The sequence below is a fragment of the Halobacillus alkaliphilus genome (assembly GCF_900113125.1).
GTDB lineage: Bacteria > Bacillota > Bacilli > Bacillales > Halobacillaceae > Halobacillus > Halobacillus alkaliphilus.
This window is the reverse complement of record NZ_FOOG01000008.1, coordinates 81,935-99,823: the sequence shown is the minus strand read 5'-3', so window position 1 is coordinate 99,823 and position 17,889 is coordinate 81,935. Positions and strand designations below refer to the sequence as shown.

The window sequence follows — 17,889 nt, the reverse complement described above, 5'->3', positions numbered from 1 at the left end:
CTCAGGTCATCCAAATATTGGATGACCCGAGGTGGTAATTTTTGGTGTATGGGTATTAGGTGATGGGATGGCCTTTTACTTGAAGGAAACTGTTTTGGATGGTTCTGATTCATTTCCTTCTAAAGCGACCGTTGTTACATAATACTTATATTGAGCAGCTTCGGGATCTGAATACGCTTTTCTTTCATGATTCGAGATGCTGGCAACTTTCTCAAATTCCTCTCCATCCTTACTTCTATATACTCTATAGCCCGCTACATAATCTTTACGAACGGCGTACCATGTAACAAGGCTTCCGTTAACTTCGATATTCGTAGGAGCTTTAATATCCGACTTTTCCTTTTCAGCCTCTTTCAGGGTCGAATACACGACCAGACGATCCTGGTGGCCTCCTTGATACCTAACGAACTCCCCCGTACAAGTGATAAGGTTCAGCCTTTTTTCATCAGTGGGACCAAAAATCCGGCCGATTGGGGACTCTTTCTCTGGATAACTTTCCAATTTCTGAACGACGTATGTTTTCTTTTCGCCGTTTTGATCCGTGACTGTAATTTCATCCCCTTTTTCAAGCTTATCCAAGTCATAGAAAACCGCAGGACCTGTACGACTGTCCACGTGCCCGGCAATAACTGAATTTCCTGTATTCCCAGGCTCCGTACCAGGTTCAAACCACCCCGCTTTATCTGGATCTTCGGGCACGCCCATTTGTCCATTATCAAGTACGCCAACCGATTCAATGTCAGAATTAACATCAATAGCAGGGATTTGAATATTGGCAGGAACAATTCCGGTTTCTTTCTGTTTTTCTTCTTTCACCACTTCAGATGAATTCATATCTTTATTTTTATTAATTACGGTGAATTCTCCGCCAGCTACCTGTTCCTTCAGCTTTTCCTCGGGAGGCGTAATATCTGAAGCGTCGACCTCTGGATTTTCTATTCTCTTTACTTGAGTTTCCGACTCCGAACTGGTCAGATTCGCCCATACATTCGTTTCATACCCCACCATGAGGAGGGCTACTATTCCCACGACTGTAAAGTAAATCTTCCACTTCATCTCCATAACCCATCACCTTTTTCGTTTATTGGTTATTATTCTTTAAAACAATTAAGAAGAGAGGTGCTTCCTCTCTTCTTAAGTCTAACGAACCGGATCTTGTGAAGCGAATTTATTGATTAGATTTCTTTCTATAAAGCACTCCTCCTGAGAGAAGAGCAAGAATTCCAAATGCTGCCCAGGCCCATGCAGATAGTGAACCTGCTCCACTCATACCGCCCATTCCTGTATCAGGCATTTCTTCGGGCATTTGATCGTTAGCGAACTGATCTGGCATTTGTTTAGCTATCGCATCTCCAAGAGTTTCACCGATACCAAACATAAAACCATATCCCTCGCGGAAGCTGTTGTAAGCAGCTTCATAATCCTCCGCTGCATAGTGATCAAACGTTTCAAGAACATCTTCTTCATGGGTCCATACCGCTTCAGTTGCGGCTTGTTGAGGAAGATTGCCTTCCGTTGCGGCAGCTAAGAAAGTCCCGAAATCTTCTGCAAACATTTTCAAGCTTTCTTCTGCATCCATACGTGCTTCTTCATTGCTTTCCAAAGTTGCTGTTACTATATCAGACTGAGCTGTAATATGATCCTGCTGCCAAACTTTCTCAAATTGCTCTGCCCCTTCTTCTCCATAAAGAGACTCAATTGTTGCTGTAAAGTCTTTCGTATGTTCATTTTCTGCCCAGGTTACAAAATCATAATCAGGAGATTGATTGAATCCTTTTTGCATTTCAAGGGTGGCCAATGCAAAGTGCTCAGATGCCAGTGCGTTCAAGTTCGAACGAAGATCTGCTGCCTTAGCATCGGCTTTTGTATGTTCGAATTTGTCCGGCATTTGGGTCGTAATAGCTGTGGACAGGGCTTTACTAATATCAAACATGCGATGGAATCCTTCGCGGAATGATTGGTAAGCCTTTTGATATTCTTCATTTACATAGTGGTCAAAAACGTTAATTACGTCCTCTTCATGTGCAGCAAGTACTTTTTGGGCTGCTTCTTCAGACAGGTTTCCTTCTGTTGCTTTTGATAAAAATGCTCCAAATTCATTCACAAATTCTTCTACTTCCTGTTCAGCCGCTTTACGAGCTTCCGGGTCATCATTCTTTGCCGCTTTCACAAAATCATCTGAGTAATCATTATGTCCTCTGAAAATATCCTCGAACTGTGCCGCTGCTTCTTCCCCGTACACAGAAGCGATCGCCGGTGTCATATCCTGCGCATTTTGATCGAGCTTATTCCAAACCTGCTCGGCATCTTCAGCGTCCTCATAGGATTTCATCATAAACGTAGTAGCCAGTACAAAGTGTTCAGATAACAGCTTGTCCAAATCCGCTCTTAGATCCGCGGCAGGGGTTTTAACTGTCGCCTTCGTGTCCCCGTGGTTATCAGCCAATGCTGCGGATGGTGCTAATAGCAGTATCGCCATCATAATGATCAAAATCTTCTTTAATGATTTCATGCTCTCATCTCTCCTTTTGATTTTTTTATTTTTTTCCGTTGAGTGATTTGCTTTTCACATAGCTATCGTCTACTAAAATCAATTGGATCACTTTTTTTATTAATTTCTTTTATTAATTTCTTTTAAATAAAAAACACCTCAGGTCATCCAAATTATGGATGACCTGAGGTGGCAATAAATAGAAGTCTTATTCTGTTGTTTCTTCTGTTTTGTTTTTACGAAACTTTCCGGTGATCTTATTGGATAAATCGTCAAGGTACGTATAAACCACCGGTATTAAGATAAGTGTAAAGAAACTGGACACCGTTAAACCAAAGATAATTGTAACGGCTAGCGGCTGCTGAGCTTCCGCACCGCGGCCGATCCCTATGGCCAGGGGCACCATTCCAAGGACCGTTGTCAGCGTCGTCATAAGGATAGGACGCAGGCGGCTCGGTCCAGCTTCAAGAATAGCTTCATAACGATCGTAAGATTTCCTTCGCAGAATATTAATATAGTCCACAAGGACAATGGCGTTGTTGACCACAATACCTGCGAGCATAATAATTCCTACAAACGCTGGCAGACTGAACGGTAAATTCGTAATAAACAGACCGCCGGTTATACCGATTAGAGTTGCAGGCAAGGAGAACATAATGATGAACGGAAACAGGAAGTTTTCAAATTGAATGGCCATTACGGCGTAGACCAGGAAGAGCGAGAAGATTAACGCTAAGGAAAGATCCCCAAAGGCTTCCTGCATGTCCTGTGCCTGTCCTCCAATTTCAAAGGAATAGCCATCAGGCATGTTCAGGCTCTCCAATTCTTCTCGAACATCCTCTGTCACGCTTCCCAGGTCCCGTCCCGCGACTTCCGATTCCACATTGACTTGCGGCTGCTGGTCCTGGCGAAGCAGCGTAACAGGACCTTGGACTTGTTCAAGTTCAGCAATAGATGCCAGCGGAACAAGTCCTCCATTAGGCGTTTGTACCGTCATTCCTTCCAAGTCAGAAATCGTCTGTCTCTCATCTTCCGGTAAAATCAACCGGACATCAAGTTCGTCGCCGCCCTGGCGATATCGGGTAGCAATTTGACCATTAAACGCAAGCTGAGTCTGTCCAATCACCTGCTGGTATGAAAGACCATACTGCGCCGCTTTTTCCCGGTTTACATTAATTCGCATTTCCGGACGCCCTTCCTCCGTAGAAGAAGTAGCATTGCTCACGCCCTCGACTTGATTCATAACATAAGAAACCTGATTGGCTAACTGGGAAAGGACTTCAAAGTCATCACCATTCAGCTGTACTTGAAGCGGGGCTCCTGTGCCCAGTCCTGCATTCAATTCACTAACTTGAACTTCAGCACCAGCCAGGCCGCTCAGAGATTCATCCAGCTGTTCCATTACTCGCTGTGTGGTCCTTTCCCGTTGATCTGGATCCACCAGTTGTATAGTGTAAGAAGCCTGATCAGAGGAGCCATTCCCAACGCTCCCCATGCCGCCTCCACCAACAGATAAGTAGCTGACATCAATAACGTCTCCGAATTCTTCAATTCGTGAATCAATTTGGTTTGTAAACTCTTCTGTATCTTCAATAGACGTGCCGGCCGGCATTTCCACACTCACTTCAATTTGACCCTGATCAGAAGGAGGTATGAATTCTGTTCCAATTAGAGGTACTAAAGCCGCACTTCCTGCTATTAAAGCCACAGTAATGGCTATAGTTGTCTTTCTAAATTTTAATACCCTTCGCAGTAAAGAGCGATATTTATCATTTACTTTATCAAGGAATCGATCAAACCAGTAACGCCGTCCGCTATCTTTCAATGATTTCGTTAACAATTTTGAGGAAAGCATAGGGATTAAGGTTACCGATACAGCCAGCGATGCAATTAAAGCAAACATAATAGTCAACGCTAAAGGTGTAAATAGCTCGGAAGCAATCCCTTCAACAAATATAATTGGTAAAAATACGACAAGCGTTGTAGTAGCTGAAGCCACTACTGCTGGAGCCAGTTCAGAAGCTCCCTCTTTAGCTGCTTCCACCATCGAGTAACCCCGCTGCCGGTAGCTGACGATATTTTCTAGTATGACGATGGAACTATCCACCATCATCCCTATGCCTAAAGCAAGTCCACCCATCGTTAACACATTTAATGTTTCCCCTGTAAAATACATAAGGGTAAACGTTGAAATAATCGCAATTGGTATGGAGATACCAATTACAAGAGTGGCCCTGATACTTTTCAGGAACAATAGTAAAACAAGAATAGAGAAAATGCCGCCGAGAATAATGTTAAGCACGACACTGTTAATTGAAATCTTTATAAATTCAGAGGTATCCAGCACAATTTCCGAACTTACATTTTCCGGAAGATCTACACTTCCTTCCTCAAGTGCCTCTCGAACGTTATCAGCTGCTTCTACGGTATTCGCATCGGTTTTCTTAAGAACCGAGAGTACAACCGAAGAAGAACCATTTACTTTCGCGACTGTATTGGAATTGGTGAGTTTTTCTTCCACTTCTGCTATTTGATCCAGCGTTACCTGCGCGCCGGATGGAGATTGTAGAATCGTACTGCGGACATCTTCAATCGACTCGAATTCCCCATCGATTCTGATCTGCAGGTCTTTTTGTCCTTTATCTACAGCCCCTGCAGAGGCTGACTGGTTGGACGCATTCAATGTTTGGACAATGGTTTGGGAATCAAGCCCGTAATGAGCCATCTGAGCACGATCCACCAATACTTGTGCTTCTCGTACCTTGCCGCCTTCAATACTTACAGATGCCACACCTTCCTGCCTTTCCAGGAAAGGAACAAGCCTGTTCTCAGCCACTTGCTGTAATTCTTCAGGATCATCACCTGATAATCCAACCGTCATGATCGGGAGCTGCTGTGGATCAAAGCGCAGAACACTAGGTTCTCCCGCTCCATCTGGAAGGGCAGCCCGCGCCTGGTCTACGTTTTCCCTCACCTCAAGCAAGGTACTATCCAAATCTACTCCCGTATTAAATTGCAAAAGAACGAGTGAAGCCCCAGCCTGCGATTGGGACTGGAGCACTTCAAGACCTTCAATCGAACTTACGGATGATTCGACGGGCCGGCTGACCAGTTCTTCTACCTCTTGCGGTGCTGCTCCTTCATAGGAAGTAGAAACTACAGCAATGGGCAGGTCAATTTCCGGATAGAGATCAATCGTCAGGCTTCGTAAAGAAACAAATCCTAAAGCAAGAATAGCTGCGACAATCATGATAACCCCGACAGGTCGCTTGACAGACAGATTAACTAGCTTCACTCTGTTCGTCCTCCTCCATGATTGTCACTTTTCCACCATCGGTCAGGGTCAGCTGCCCTGTGGTGATAACTTGAGCATCTTCAGGAAGTTCAGCATTAATGGCTGTGCGTTCGGTTTGAGCTTCTACTACTTCCACATCTACACGTACAGCTTTCTCATCTTCTACGTGGTAAATGTAAGATTGATTACCTTCTTCCATTACGGCATCCGTTGGTACAACCAAACTGTTTTCCACTACCGTTTCAGGCAGTAAAAAAGTAGCCATCATGCCTGGTTTGATATTCTCTTCGCCATTTTCAACCGCTGCTTCAACAGGATAAAGACCCGTATCGTCAGGAATAGAAGACACGGATTCTACAGTAGAAGTTACCTTCTCATCCAACGTACTAATTTCCACTTCCAGTTCATCTCCATTGTTGAATAGAGAAAGCTGCTCAGCTGTAATCGAAGCTGTTACTGTCATAGGGTTCAACCCTACAATGGTAGCAAAGGGCTGCTGATTCGTTACGAGTGCGCCTTCCGTTGCTTCAAGGGAAGCAATCTCACCAGTAGCCGGGGCTTTAATAATTTTGTTTGAGGTTTGATCCTGCGTTTGGTTCAGCTGTACATTCGCCTGCTCTACCTGCAGTTCAGCCTGATCGACAGCAATCCTCGCTTGTTCCAGCTGCTGACGAGCCTGATCTACCTGCGCCTCAGCTTGAGCTACACCTGAAGATTGCTGCGCTCCTCCCTGCAGCTGCTTAAGCTGAGCCTGGGCCTGATCAGCCCTGCTTTGAGCCTGCTGATATAGAACCTCAGGAATGATTCCTTCTTCAAAAAGTGATTTCGTTTGATCTGCAAGTCCCTGGGCTTGCTCGTATTGCTGCTTAGCCATCTCTTGGGACTGCTCATTTTGACTTTCTTGAGCATCTTCCGCCTCTTCAGCTAATTCTAGCTGATCTTGCGCATTTTCAAGGCCGCTTTCCGCCTGCTCTTTAGAAATCTGAGCATTTTCGAGCTGTTTTTCTGCTTGGCGCACTGCGATTTGCTGCAGTTCAACCTGACTTTCACCATCACCAGGATCCACCACACCGATTTGCTGTCCTTCTTCAATCCGATCTCCCTTGGAAACGTTCAGCGTAACCAGCTCTCCTGGGGTTTCAGAAATAACGGGGGTCGTATCAGAAGTTGTAGTTCGTCCAATTATTTCGCGATTTATGACAAAATCCTCTGTCTGGACTTGTTCAACTTCTACCGGTGTTACTCTTTCCTCTGTTTCTTCTTCCGTGTTGTCGTTTGAACAGGCGGCCAGAAAAATTAATAGAAATATCAGCACGGCTATTCTTTTCATGTAAGACTTCCTCTCCTTCTATATCTAAGCAGCTCATTTAACAATCCAAAAAAAATAGTGTACGAGGGCGATTATGTAACCTTTTCATTTCCGTAGTGTCTCCTCGAGAACAACTTCCATTCCTTCACTCACGTTCAATTTCATTCTGACCAAGTAGTCATAATTATGAATAATGTTACTAAAGTACGGATTGTAATGCAACTTGTATAAAACACTCTAAAATGACAATATTGTGTCACTTTTTCTGGAAAATAGATTAAATTGAGAATTTAAAAAAGTACTCATAAAAAAAGCCGGACCCTGGGCCGGATCCGGTTATTTTTATTGAATAATATTTCCGAGTTGTGCTGTCATTAAGTCCAACTTTTTGACCTTTGGAAGATTATAATCGCGAAAACGTTCATCAAAGTGCCTGAACATGGGCTCCATAGCTTCATCATCAATTAATTCATTATAAGTTTTGTAAGCATGTTGATATTGTTTCATGTAACGCTTCATCTTCTTCTCAAAACCGGACAAGTGATAAGTTGAAGAAAAGTCGAATGCTTTCACTATATCACTATCGTATGTTGGGAATTGAGGATTGATCGCATGCAGCATGGAAGCCGCTAATGGGAACTGCATGGTCGGGTTGCCTTTGTGGTTCTTAATCTCGTACAAGCTCTTTGTAATTTGTACAATGTTTGGTCTTTCCTCGTTTCTCTGTTCTTCCATCAACTTAAAGTAGGATGTTTCGAACTCATTCGTTAAGCTGGGATTGTCTAATCGGAAAAAATAACGAAAGATAAATTGATATAAACTATCCTCCGGTACGTAAGTATTCTGGAACTCTCTATGAAGATAGAGGTAAACGTCCAGTTTTTCTTGTGGAATTTTGTTGACTACACTTTCAAAGTCTTCTAAAAGTAAGTCCTTTAAATCGCTTACCGTTCTGTATTTCATTAATAATCACCTCTATTCGCTTATTCCACACCAATAAAACCAAGAAACGTAAAATTATAAAGTATTTATTAATGTGTATCTTACCTCTATTCTACATAAGCGAAACGGATTTTCCAATCAATTTCAAATAGTCGGACTTAGTTTTAAAGAGTCCGGAAAATTGTTTATATTTCATTTTCTTCACCGATATAACATGTAAGCGTCCGTTCAATATGTAGATAAAGACTTAGACAAGCTCACTTATGGTACACCAATAGACCACCCACATCATGATATACAAAAAGACATCTGCATGTATTTCTTTTAGAAAGCAGGGGATCTATTGAATAAGACGGCAAAAACGCTGGCGGTCAGCGGCTTTATTTCTTTTCTAATTGGTATTGGATTGTTTTTACTAGACTTTCTGTCGGCTTTTCATTTTTTTGTTCCCTTTCTAACCGTGGGCGGCATATGTATGGTTATTATTTCCGTTTTCTTATCCTCTAACAGCCATCATAAAAGCCGCTAAAATTAGCGGCTTTTTCATTATTGATTCTCTTCATTTTCGTTTTCTGTCATGTCATTCTCCATGGTATCTTCGTTGGTCATATCTTCTTCCGTAGCATCATTTTCCCCATCCGTCATATCTTCTTGATCCATATTTTCTTTGTCGTCCTCATTCATACCGTCTTCATTCATTTGATCTTCTTCTTTGTTCTCTTCCTGATTCATGTTCTGTTCTGTGTCATTCTCTTCTTTACCCATTGGTTCTTCATCCGTACCACAGGCACCTAGAAGGGAAACCATCAGCATAGCAATTAGTAACTTAATTGATAGAGACTTCATTTGTATTCCTCCTTTTTTAATGATTACGACCACTAGTATGTCCGCAATGGTAAAACTCATCCATTTTTACCAAAAAAAATTCCGGCCGAAGCCGGAGTTAATAGTTGAAGCTTTAATTCTTCTTCTGATATTCAATGGATCGAATCAAAAAGGCAGCAAATTGCTCTCTTGTCACCGTTTCTGATGGGCCGTACTGGTCGGCACTTACTCCAGAAGTTATCCCTGCATGATACAGACGATTTACTGATTCGTCATACCATATGTTATCTTTTACATCCACAAACGGATGCTCTTTCGACGATTCCTCAAAATTATAGACATTCTGCAACAGGACAGCCATTTCACTCCGCTTCAAATCATCTTCTATATGAAAGTATCCTTTCTCGTCTCCGTTAAAAATACCTTCATCAGCTACCGCAGATACAGTATCAAAATAACGGTTCTCAGGTGATACATCCACAAAACCAGGGTCCGGACGATCGGTCAATGAAAGATTCTCAGCACGTACAAAAAGCATAGCAGCATGAATACGAATTAAATTCTCTTTCATCCCGAATTTATCTTCACTGTGACCTCTGAGTATATTCATATCGTATAATTGATCGATATTTTCCTCAGCATAATGACCAGCAGGAACATCTTTAAATTTGTTTCTTAAATAATTTGATGCTACATAGCCCTTGGTTCCGTTCTCTTTTTCGACTTTATACCAGACAAATGGATTTAAACTGTCTGGACTTTTTTCATACGTGTAGGAGCTTTCAATCGTCAGGTGTTCTCCCTCTTTCACTTTCCCTATTACGTTCACGTTGGAAGTAGTAGGTTGCGAGCGCAAGTTAACCTCTTGAACGGCTCCAACGGTCTGCCCCTTTTTATAAAAGTAGTTGGAAGAAGTAAATGGCTCCAGGAAACGATAATCCAAAGTTACAAACCTTATGTTATCTTTTTTTGAAGGATCATAATCAAAATCATCCCTTGAAAAATCTAATTTCCCAAGTTCGCGGTCCATGTTTCTTTCGATGATCTCAAACACTTCTTCTTGATAAGCTTCTTTATTCTCGTCACCATTCTCCTGGAGTACAGGACTATTCACTGGTTTAATACCATTATAGGCCATTACAGCGAAATACCAGTTTTCTATATAATTTCTTTGGTATGCGTTAACAGATCCTTCACTTTTATTGATGGATGGCAGATCGTTTCGATCATACATTTGGTTTAAGATCTCGACACCAGCTTCAATATTATAAACGATATCCTGCTTTAAGCGTGAATCATCATAGTTACTTTTCTGCGTCACCTGCATGATCCCAATTCCGCCATCTTCGGAAATAAGCGGCTTGTTGTCTTCATACTGTTTCCAGGCGCTTTCTTTTTCAGCAACAGCTTTAACAATTTCAGGAGGTACATCATACTTAACTGCCGCCTCTGTTAAAAGGCAATTGATGGTTTGCTGTTCAGGGTTCACGCCCTCTGACTGATCGAAGCTGCATTTATCTGCAATTTGCGCTTCTGCGTGTACACTTGGAATGAGAAAAATGTTCACAGCGACCAGGAAAACCAAGACTACAAAGGCTTTAAGATAATTTCTAATGCGGAGCCACTCCTTCTGCTAGATTCATAGATTTATTCTTTCAATGCTAGAATTATACCATTTTTTACCTTTAAACCCCACAAAAAATGACCCGGACCTTAAGATCCGAGTCATTTAAATTATTTCAAAGCAAACATAATTTCAGCCTCACAAGCTACTTCACCATCTACAGTTGCTTTTGCTTTTCCTTTCCCCATTGGTCCTTTCAATCTTACAATGTCCACTTCAAGTTTTAGTCGATCGCCTGGTTTTACCTGGCGCTTAAAGCGGCACTTATCAATTCCTGTAAAAAAAGCCAGTTTTCCCTGGTTTTCTTCCTTTTTAAGCATAGCTACCGCACCCATTTGAGCTAAGGCTTCTGTAATTAACACCCCTGGCATCACCGGGTAATCTGGAAAGTGCCCTTGAAAAAACGGTTCGTTCATCGTTACATTTTTGTACCCAACAGCACGTTCCCCTTCTACGATTTCTTCAACTTGATCAATTAGGAGAAACGGATACCTGTGTGGAATAATTTCTTTAATATCTTGGATATCTAACATACATGCAGCTCCTTTTGTTCATTCTACCCTTATTATATAGATGGATCGCCCTCTCGACAAAAGATAATTAATACATCCCGTCAAAACAGGTTCTATACATTCTTAATAATGATTGTTGCATATAAGCTCCCGTTACTTGAAGACTCAGTTTCGAGACATTAGTTGAGTGGATGGTCCTCCGGGGGACAATTTCGCTTTCCGGCCCTGCACGACGCAGGGTCGTTCGACGTTGCCACAGGACGTGGCGTTCTTAGTCGAACCTCTTCTGAGGTGAGCTATCCTCGGACTTAACAGCCCTGCGGGATCTCACCGATCATGTTCATCCCACAGGAGTCTTCATCGTCCCCCTCCGGACCTTGCGAAATAGGGAACTCGAAATCCTCTTCGAAGATGCCTGCTAAATGAAGATCATTAACCAGGGAGCGAAGTTAAATTTCTAACATATTCAAATAGATAAAACCTGCTATATAAGTATTTAAAGATGATTCAGGACACTTACTTCTCTTATAAAAGGGGCCGTATTATCCGATATTGGCTGGGTGGCGAAGGAAACGACGAGACTCCCACGAGAGAAGGAGCTAGGCGAGACCCCACAGGGAGTGAAGCGACTGAGGAGACTTGCCAGTTCCCCCGTAGGAAAGTGTTCAAATGTGTAATCACCCCGATAGACACGACCAGCATAAGCCGACCATCACAAGGATGGCGGTTTTTCAATCCGTTGATGAGCGGCTTATGGCTCGAGTGTCTGGGTGATGGAACAAGACGAGTTGTTTCCGTAGCCCCCTCATCAAACTTTTAGCAAAGGACCCAAGATATCTCGAAACTGAGTCTTACAGTAACCGGCCTGTTTGTGCAAGAACGCTTCTCTTATAATTCACCATTGTTTATTAGATTGCACTAAAACATGTCATAAAATAAACCGCTGTGACTGAAGTGGTCACAGCGGTTTATTTTTATGACGAGCGAGTTAATTCCTTGTTATCTTCCTGCTTGGAAGAAAACGAACGTTCTTGGTCGTTCATCTCCTGAGTTTGTTTCCATTCTTTCACTGGAGAAGATGGACTCATCCAGAAAGTGTACCAGGAACCCTCTTTAACAATCGGATCTAAATCGTACATATCAAAATTAGAATGAGCTGTAACCTCTTTTAACTCTTTCTTATCAGGCAGTGCAAAAAGATTCGAGTGAGCTACAAAGAAGCTGTTAAAAGCAGAAGAAAAAGCTTCCCCATGCTCGGTTTCGTTAATAGGAGTGATAACAGAAACGACTCCTTGAGGTTCCACATAACTATACATTTGCTCTAGAAGATCAGGGCGCGAATCCGGGTGAACATAATGAAAGATATTGTGAAGCAGTACAACGTCCACTTTCGTTCCATCTTCCGGCTCCCATTCATTTATATCTCCTACTTCAAATTTTATATTAGAGAAATCGTCAGATAGTACGCGTGCACGATCGATGACCTTTTGATTCAAATCTACCCCAACCATCCGGACATCAGGGAATTCTTCGGCTAACTTTCGTAAGTAACCGCCGTGCCCGCAGCCAAGGTCCACAATGGTGTCCACATTTCTTGCACGTATCATCTTCTTAATCTTTTTAATCGCAAAGTGTTCAAGCAGGGCTGAAGTTTCGGCCACAACTTCCCCATGCCGCTCATGGTCAAAAAGGGCGCGTTCATGAGACTTTAGTATAGTGGGGTATTTCAGCATTGTAGGAATATGAAGCTCCATCATCTCTTTCAGCAATGCTTTTACACCTGGAGACTGCTCCTGCCCCATAAGAGTAGAGCATCTTCTTTTTGACGTACGGTAACGTTCATTTGGACGCTTCTTCAAATGCTTAACTGCGACTCCTACTTTAACCCAGGAAGATAATAAATCATAAGAGTACCCTGTTTTTTCACTTACCGCTTCTACTGTCCTCGCTGATTTGAATTCATCAAACAGTCCTAACTCAGATCCCACATAAGCATGCCAGCTTGGCAGAAACGATTCATTCTTTTTCATCCACTTTCTAGCCTGCATAGCCGTTACCCATTCATTCATATGATTCATCCTTTCCTAGTTCTCTTTTTCCCATGGATAGTCTTCTGATTCTGAAAATAAGTATTTCCACTGCGTCTTATCTTTGATCTTTTTACTGCGTGCCGGAAGAACACTTCCCTGGATGGCCCGATCCAGTAAGTTGAAATTCCACGCTCCCAATCCGGATATATTGAGCATTTGTTTCACGTGAAGCTGGTCATCATCGTAAATACGCTGGACAGCCCTCATACGAATTTTTCTCCACCATTCGAAACGGAAAGAATAGACGAGTGCTGACAGGTGACTTAAATGAAGAAGGGAAGAAACACGAGGTTTCCTTACATCTTCATAGTAATGTAAATACTCATGATAATTTTTATTATTTTCTTTACACCATGCCAGCAGTTCTCCAAGGACATCTGCATCCTGTACAGCCAGGTTCATCCCCTCTCCAGCCATAGGATGGACGGTATGAGCAGCGTCACCTATAATGGCAAGGTTTCCAGAATAATACTTATCCACGTGATAGGTATAGGGAATCATGAGCTGAACTTTTTTCCAATCGTCAATGGTACGCACTCCTTCTGACAACTCTGGTTCAAGTTCGCTGTAGGCTTGGTAGAGGTACTCTAGCCCCTTTTCTTTAATGCTCTTGTATTCTCCAGCCTTTATCAGATAAACGGTTCTCACTTCATTGTCAGGGAGAGGAAACAAGCCTAGAAAGCGGTCGGCTGTGGTTATAATTTTTCCTTTGGTGTAAGATGCTGGTCTAGGCATTGTAACTGTTAGAAAATGGTGGTTGTAGTCTTTACGCTTTACATCAGCATTCATAGCTTTTCGAGTAGGGGAACTGCGCCCTTCTGCGCCGATATATACCTTGGCTTCTACATAGAAAGTCTCCTTTTTCTGCTTCACCTTTGCCATTCCTTTTTCAAACCCTAAAAACCGAGCGCCGCCTAAATAGTGAAAATGTTCTCCGAAGGTTTGTCCCTTTTCCCGTATTATGGACTTCGTTCTCTCGTGAGGCACCATTAAAGCGTGGTCATATTTACTGGCCACTCGGCTATAATTCAGTTCCGTTAAATTAATCTCTTCAGGGGATTTCCCTTCATGGCGGTGAATTTCCTGAAATCTAAGTTGGTCAATCACGTGACCGCATCCTTCAATTTCATCAATAACTCCAAGTCTTTCCAATATCGCAATGGTTTTAGGCTGCAGCAGTTCTCCTTTATATACAGGTGACTCCTTCGTCAGCTGTTCAGCAATCGTGACATGAACGCCGCGACTGGCCAGTTTAGCTGCCAGTGTTAAACCTCCAACACCTCCACCAGCGATAAACACGTCGGTTCTCAAAGCTTGCGTCCTCCCCACTAAGTAAATGATTAGATTTAAGATTTATTCCCTAAAAAACGGTTTCAGAAACAAGTGGATGTGCCAGACATTTCCTTCCTACCTTGGACATAAAAAAACGCGAGTCTTTAAGACCCGCGTAAAATTGTTCATGCTATTCAGTTTTTGTAACAATATCCCATATGTGCTGCCAAGTGTCCCAGCTGAGAGCATCCATAGGTTTTCCGTCTCCGATCACTCCGTACCCGACCATTAACCCAATAAACAAAGCCACGATGCTTAAGACCAGAACAATGATAATACGCAACCAAATAGGAAGAACACGGATACGGCTTTTATGTCCCGTCTTTTCATTGAAAGTCTTTTTAAGCTTCTGCCAATACCCTTGTTTTTTTGTATGATCTTGTTTAGTCGCTTCGTCTAAAGCTTTTCGTTTCTTCTGTCTATCCTGCTCGCGTTTATGTTTTTTGTCATTTGTATTAGGATCTGTTGCCATGGTCGTTAAACTCCTTACGTTTATGATCTGAGCTGATTGATCAGACCCATCATCTGATCACCCGTGGAAATCGATTTTGCATTAAATTGGTAAGATCGCTGAGCATTAAGCATATCCGTCATTTGCTTGGAAGTATCAACGTTGGAAGATTCAAGTGTCTGGTTCTGTATTCGTGTTTCATTTTGAGGAACTTCTGAGGTTATTCCTGTTCCTTCCATACCACTAGGAACTTTAAAACGGTTGCCGCCTACCGCCTCAAGCATTCTTGGTCTTACTGCTTCCACTACCTCAAGCTGCCCTTCAAAGGATGACTGACCGTCGCGTGTTACCACCACTGAACCTTCTTCATTGATTTTCAATTCCGTAAATCCATTTTCAAGAACAATAGGATCTGCCGCTTCTCCTAGTACAGGATAACCTTCCGCGTCTGTAAGCATTACTTCATTGTCGTTTACCGGATTTAAATAAAAATTCCCTGCTCGGGAGTACTGTGTCTCTAAGCCCGCTTCTGTAGGAATTTGTAATTGAAATAAATGGCTCTTCTCCAACAAGGCAATGTCCAGTTCTCTACCTGTATTCTGAAGGCTTCCCTGGCTAAGGTCAACATTTGTATGACCAAGACTTGCCCCTGACCCTATTCTTACTCCATCAGGTGTCTGACGGCTTCTGGGAGCTGGTTCGGAGGATAAATTGTCGATTTGCTGATATAACAATGAAGAAAAGTCGGCCTGACGACTTTTGTAGCCAGTCGTATTCACATTAGCTAGATTATTCCCTATTAAATCAAGCTTACTCTGCAGCTGCCCCATTGTAACAGAGGCTTGAATCATCGAACGGTTAATCAATAGTCCCCAACTCCTTATCGCAGCCTGGCAATCTCAGTGACTGTTTTCTGCATACTTTGGTCGTAAGCTTTAAGTACTCTTTGATTCATTTCAAAAGATCGGTATGTATTCATCATTTCCGTCATTGTAAGGGCACTGTTTACGTTGGAGCTTTCAAGAAAGTTCTGCTTTACATCAACTTCGAGTGTCTCATCTTCCCGCACATCTATGAGCTGAGTACCGTCTTCTCCTAGCCTGTATAAACCTTCGCCTTCTTTCACCATCTCTTCCGCTGCCGGACTATAAGATAGACCTAAAGGGATAGCTTGTCCATCTACAGTGATTATACCTTCCTCAGAGACGTCAAATTCCATCCCGTTCGTTTCGATCGGATTTCCGGACTGATCCAATACATAGTTCCCTTGATTAGTAGTTAAGAACCCTTCTCCGTCTACGGTGAAATTACCATTTCTCGTGTAGCGCGGTTCTCCTGCCTCGTTTTGAACATCAAAAAAAACAGAGCCCGACTCGTCGGGCACGTTTCTTTGAAGGAGAGCTAAATCCGTACCAACCCCCGTTTCTCTCAAATCACCTTGAGTGAAAGCTGGCACAGCCTCCTGCATATAAACACCTGTGTTAAGGGATCCGACAGGGTGCTGAACAGGAATATTTCTGCTACTTGTAAAACCAGGCGATTTGCGGCTTCCCATTTGTTCAATCAGCAATTCTGGAAAAGCACGCATCGTACCCTGATCAGCTTTATATCCTGGTGTATTCACGTTGGACATATTATTCGATAATGTTTCCTGCATACGTTGATTAGCAAGCATTCCTGAGGCGGCTGTGTAGAATCCTCTTAACAAGGTGATCGCTCCTTTATTAAAAATTAACGAAAGCTATAAGACTACTTTGCTGTGTTTATCCATGTTTTCCAGTAGGATTCCTGTTCCAGCTGCTACACAATCCATCGGAGAGTCCGCAATCAGCACAGGGACTTTCAATTCTTCTGACAGAAGCTGATCCACACCGTGAAGAAGAGCACCTCCACCCGTCAGGATAACCCCGCGGTCAATAAGATCAGCAGAGAGCTCTGGAGGCGTCCGCTCCAATACTTCCCTAGCCGTTTTAACGATAACCTGAACAGGTTCGCGAAGTGCCTTCTCTATTTCTTCAGAGTTAACCGAAATCGTGCGGGGGAGACCAGTAATCATATCACGGCCCCGAATATCAACTACTTCTGTCCGAGTCGCTGGAAATACAGTACCCACATTAATTTTTATATTCTCAGCGGTCCGTTCACCAATTAATAATTGGTATTCTTTCTTAATATATTGTAGTATTTCCTGGTCCAATCGATTTCCTGCTATTTTGATCGACGAAGCTGTAACAATTTCCCCCATCGAAAGAACCGCTATATCAGTCGTTCCTCCCCCAATATCTACAATCATATTTCCATATGGCTGGTAGATATCCATGCCTGCACCTATCGCAGCCACTTTGGGTTCTTCTTCTAATAAAACTTTCTTACCGCCTGCTTTTTCAGCTGCTTGCTTTATTGCCTGCTGTTCCACTTTGGTTATATTCGTTGGACAGCAGATCAGCATCCGTGGTCTGGATAGAAAGCTTCGAACATTTGTTTTTTGGATAAAGTACTTGAGCATAGCTTCTGTTACATCGAAGTCTGCAATAACGCCATCCTTCAATGGACGGATAGCTTCAATATTCTCAGGCGTGCGTCCCACCATCCGCTGAGCATCTTCTCCTACTTCCAGTACTTTTCCAGTATTCCGGTCCATCGCAACTACGGTTGGTTGATTTAATACGATCCCTTTACCCTTAACATGAATGAGCACGTTAGCTGTACCAAGGTCTATCCCGATATCTCTTGCAAACATGTCCTGTAGATCCTCCCTATTGAAAGCATCCATGCCCGTAAACACACAAAAAATTGCCATAACCCTTCCGGTTAAGTGAGAGGTCCATAGTATTCAACCATGTTTTTGGGCATTCAACCTGCGCTTTGAAATTTTACATCTCTTAAAAAATAGCGTTCATTGCCTGTGTACAGTAGTACACATCTAATTCTATATTCTATCATAAAATTATGACAATCGTCGCATTAGGGATGAAAAAATCACCTTATACACAGGGGATTTTTCTATAGGGAGGATGA

General features: G+C 42.6%; 15 protein-coding genes. 1 reads left to right on the top strand and 14 read right to left on the bottom strand.

The features are described 5' to 3' along the window. Positions 1–75: 75 nt before the first annotated feature. The 5 genes from BMZ06_RS07010 to BMZ06_RS06990 all read right to left on the bottom strand — a co-directional run bounded on the left by BMZ06_RS07010 (position 76) and on the right by BMZ06_RS06990 (position 8,058). Positions 76–1,062, bottom strand: a complete 987-nt coding sequence (locus BMZ06_RS07010) for a class F sortase (protein ID WP_089751342.1) — start codon at positions 1,060–1,062, stop codon at positions 76–78. Positions 1,063–1,168: 106 nt separating this feature from the next. Then, positions 1,169–2,512, bottom strand: coding sequence for a copper amine oxidase (locus tag BMZ06_RS07005; protein ID WP_089751341.1), 1,344 nt, complete (start codon positions 2,510–2,512; stop codon positions 1,169–1,171). A gap of 187 nt (positions 2,513–2,699) precedes the next feature. Next, positions 2,700–5,786, bottom strand: a complete 3,087-nt coding sequence (locus BMZ06_RS07000) for an efflux RND transporter permease subunit (RefSeq protein ID WP_089751340.1) — start codon at positions 5,784–5,786, stop codon at positions 2,700–2,702. Further along, positions 5,773–7,116, bottom strand: a complete 1,344-nt coding sequence (locus tag BMZ06_RS06995) for an efflux RND transporter periplasmic adaptor subunit (protein ID WP_089751339.1) — start codon at positions 7,114–7,116, stop codon at positions 5,773–5,775. The genes BMZ06_RS07000 and BMZ06_RS06995 overlap by 14 nt, the downstream gene beginning before the upstream one ends. A gap of 321 nt (positions 7,117–7,437) precedes the next feature. Continuing rightward, positions 7,438–8,058: a hypothetical protein gene (locus tag BMZ06_RS06990; RefSeq protein WP_089751338.1), complete on the bottom strand. Its 621-nt coding sequence runs from the start codon at positions 8,056–8,058 to the stop codon at positions 7,438–7,440. A 322-nt stretch (positions 8,059–8,380) separates the two neighbouring features. On the opposite strand from BMZ06_RS06990, the gene BMZ06_RS20355 reads away from it, so the two are divergent. After that, positions 8,381–8,566, top strand: coding sequence for a hypothetical protein (locus BMZ06_RS20355; protein WP_139205805.1), 186 nt, complete (start codon positions 8,381–8,383; stop codon positions 8,564–8,566). A gap of 17 nt (positions 8,567–8,583) precedes the next feature. On the opposite strand, the gene BMZ06_RS06985 is transcribed toward BMZ06_RS20355, so the two are convergent. The 9 genes from BMZ06_RS06985 to mreB form a co-directional block, all read right to left on the bottom strand. Continuing rightward, positions 8,584–8,883, bottom strand: a complete 300-nt coding sequence (locus BMZ06_RS06985; RefSeq protein WP_089751337.1) for a hypothetical protein — start codon at positions 8,881–8,883, stop codon at positions 8,584–8,586. Positions 8,884–8,995: 112 nt separating this feature from the next. Beyond that, positions 8,996–10,429 carry an S-layer homology domain-containing protein gene (locus BMZ06_RS06980; RefSeq protein WP_245755966.1) on the bottom strand — a complete coding sequence of 478 codons (1,434 nt, stop codon included), beginning with the start codon at positions 10,427–10,429 and terminating at the stop codon, positions 8,996–8,998. 167 nt (positions 10,430–10,596) lie between these two features. Further along, complete coding sequence (gene fabZ / locus BMZ06_RS06975) at positions 10,597–11,019, bottom strand: 3-hydroxyacyl-ACP dehydratase FabZ (RefSeq protein ID WP_089751335.1); 423 nt, start codon at positions 11,017–11,019, stop codon at positions 10,597–10,599. A gap of 953 nt (positions 11,020–11,972) precedes the next feature. After that, positions 11,973–13,067, bottom strand: coding sequence for a class I SAM-dependent methyltransferase (locus BMZ06_RS06970; protein ID WP_089751334.1), 1,095 nt, complete (start codon positions 13,065–13,067; stop codon positions 11,973–11,975). 15 nt (positions 13,068–13,082) lie between these two features. After that, a complete protein-coding gene (locus BMZ06_RS06965; RefSeq protein WP_089751333.1) occupies positions 13,083–14,399 on the bottom strand; it encodes an FAD-dependent oxidoreductase in 1,317 nt (438 codons plus the stop codon). A 151-nt stretch (positions 14,400–14,550) separates the two neighbouring features. After that, entirely contained in the window at positions 14,551–14,892 is a 342-nt protein-coding gene (locus tag BMZ06_RS06960; protein ID WP_089751332.1) for a DNA-directed RNA polymerase subunit beta, read from the bottom strand. A 20-nt stretch (positions 14,893–14,912) separates the two neighbouring features. Beyond that, a complete protein-coding gene (locus BMZ06_RS06955) occupies positions 14,913–15,737 on the bottom strand; it encodes a flagellar hook-basal body protein (protein ID WP_175477818.1) in 825 nt (274 codons plus the stop codon). A 14-nt stretch (positions 15,738–15,751) separates the two neighbouring features. After that, positions 15,752–16,579 (bottom strand): flagellar hook-basal body protein, encoded by an 828-nt coding sequence (locus tag BMZ06_RS06950; protein WP_089751331.1) that lies wholly within the window; start codon positions 16,577–16,579, stop codon positions 15,752–15,754. A 33-nt stretch (positions 16,580–16,612) separates the two neighbouring features. Further along, entirely contained in the window at positions 16,613–17,611 is a 999-nt protein-coding gene (gene mreB / locus BMZ06_RS06945) for a rod shape-determining protein (RefSeq protein WP_089751330.1), read from the bottom strand. Between the last annotated feature and the right edge of the window lie 278 nt (positions 17,612–17,889).

What these genes read in the sequence shown, in the direction of transcription:
- BMZ06_RS07010 (WP_089751342.1), bottom strand. Translation starts at nt 1,062, where the DNA reads ATGGAGATGAAGTGGAAGATTTACTTTACAGTCGTGGGAATAGTAGCC.
- BMZ06_RS07005 (WP_089751341.1), bottom strand. Translation starts at nt 2,512, where the DNA reads ATGAAATCATTAAAGAAGATTTTGATCATTATGATGGCGATACTGCTA.
- BMZ06_RS06995 (WP_089751339.1), bottom strand. Translation starts at nt 7,116, where the DNA reads ATGAAAAGAATAGCCGTGCTGATATTTCTATTAATTTTTCTGGCCGCC.
- BMZ06_RS06990 (WP_089751338.1), bottom strand. Translation starts at nt 8,058, where the DNA reads ATGAAATACAGAACGGTAAGCGATTTAAAGGACTTACTTTTAGAAGAC.
- BMZ06_RS06985 (WP_089751337.1), bottom strand. Translation starts at nt 8,883, where the DNA reads ATGAAGTCTCTATCAATTAAGTTACTAATTGCTATGCTGATGGTTTCC.
- fabZ (WP_089751335.1), bottom strand. Translation starts at nt 11,019, where the DNA reads ATGTTAGATATCCAAGATATTAAAGAAATTATTCCACACAGGTATCCG.
- BMZ06_RS06970 (WP_089751334.1), bottom strand. Translation starts at nt 13,067, where the DNA reads ATGAATGAATGGGTAACGGCTATGCAGGCTAGAAAGTGGATGAAAAAG.
- BMZ06_RS06960 (WP_089751332.1), bottom strand. Translation starts at nt 14,892, where the DNA reads ATGGCAACAGATCCTAATACAAATGACAAAAAACATAAACGCGAGCAG.
- mreB (WP_089751330.1), bottom strand. Translation starts at nt 17,611, where the DNA reads ATGTTTGCAAGAGATATCGGGATAGACCTTGGTACAGCTAACGTGCTC.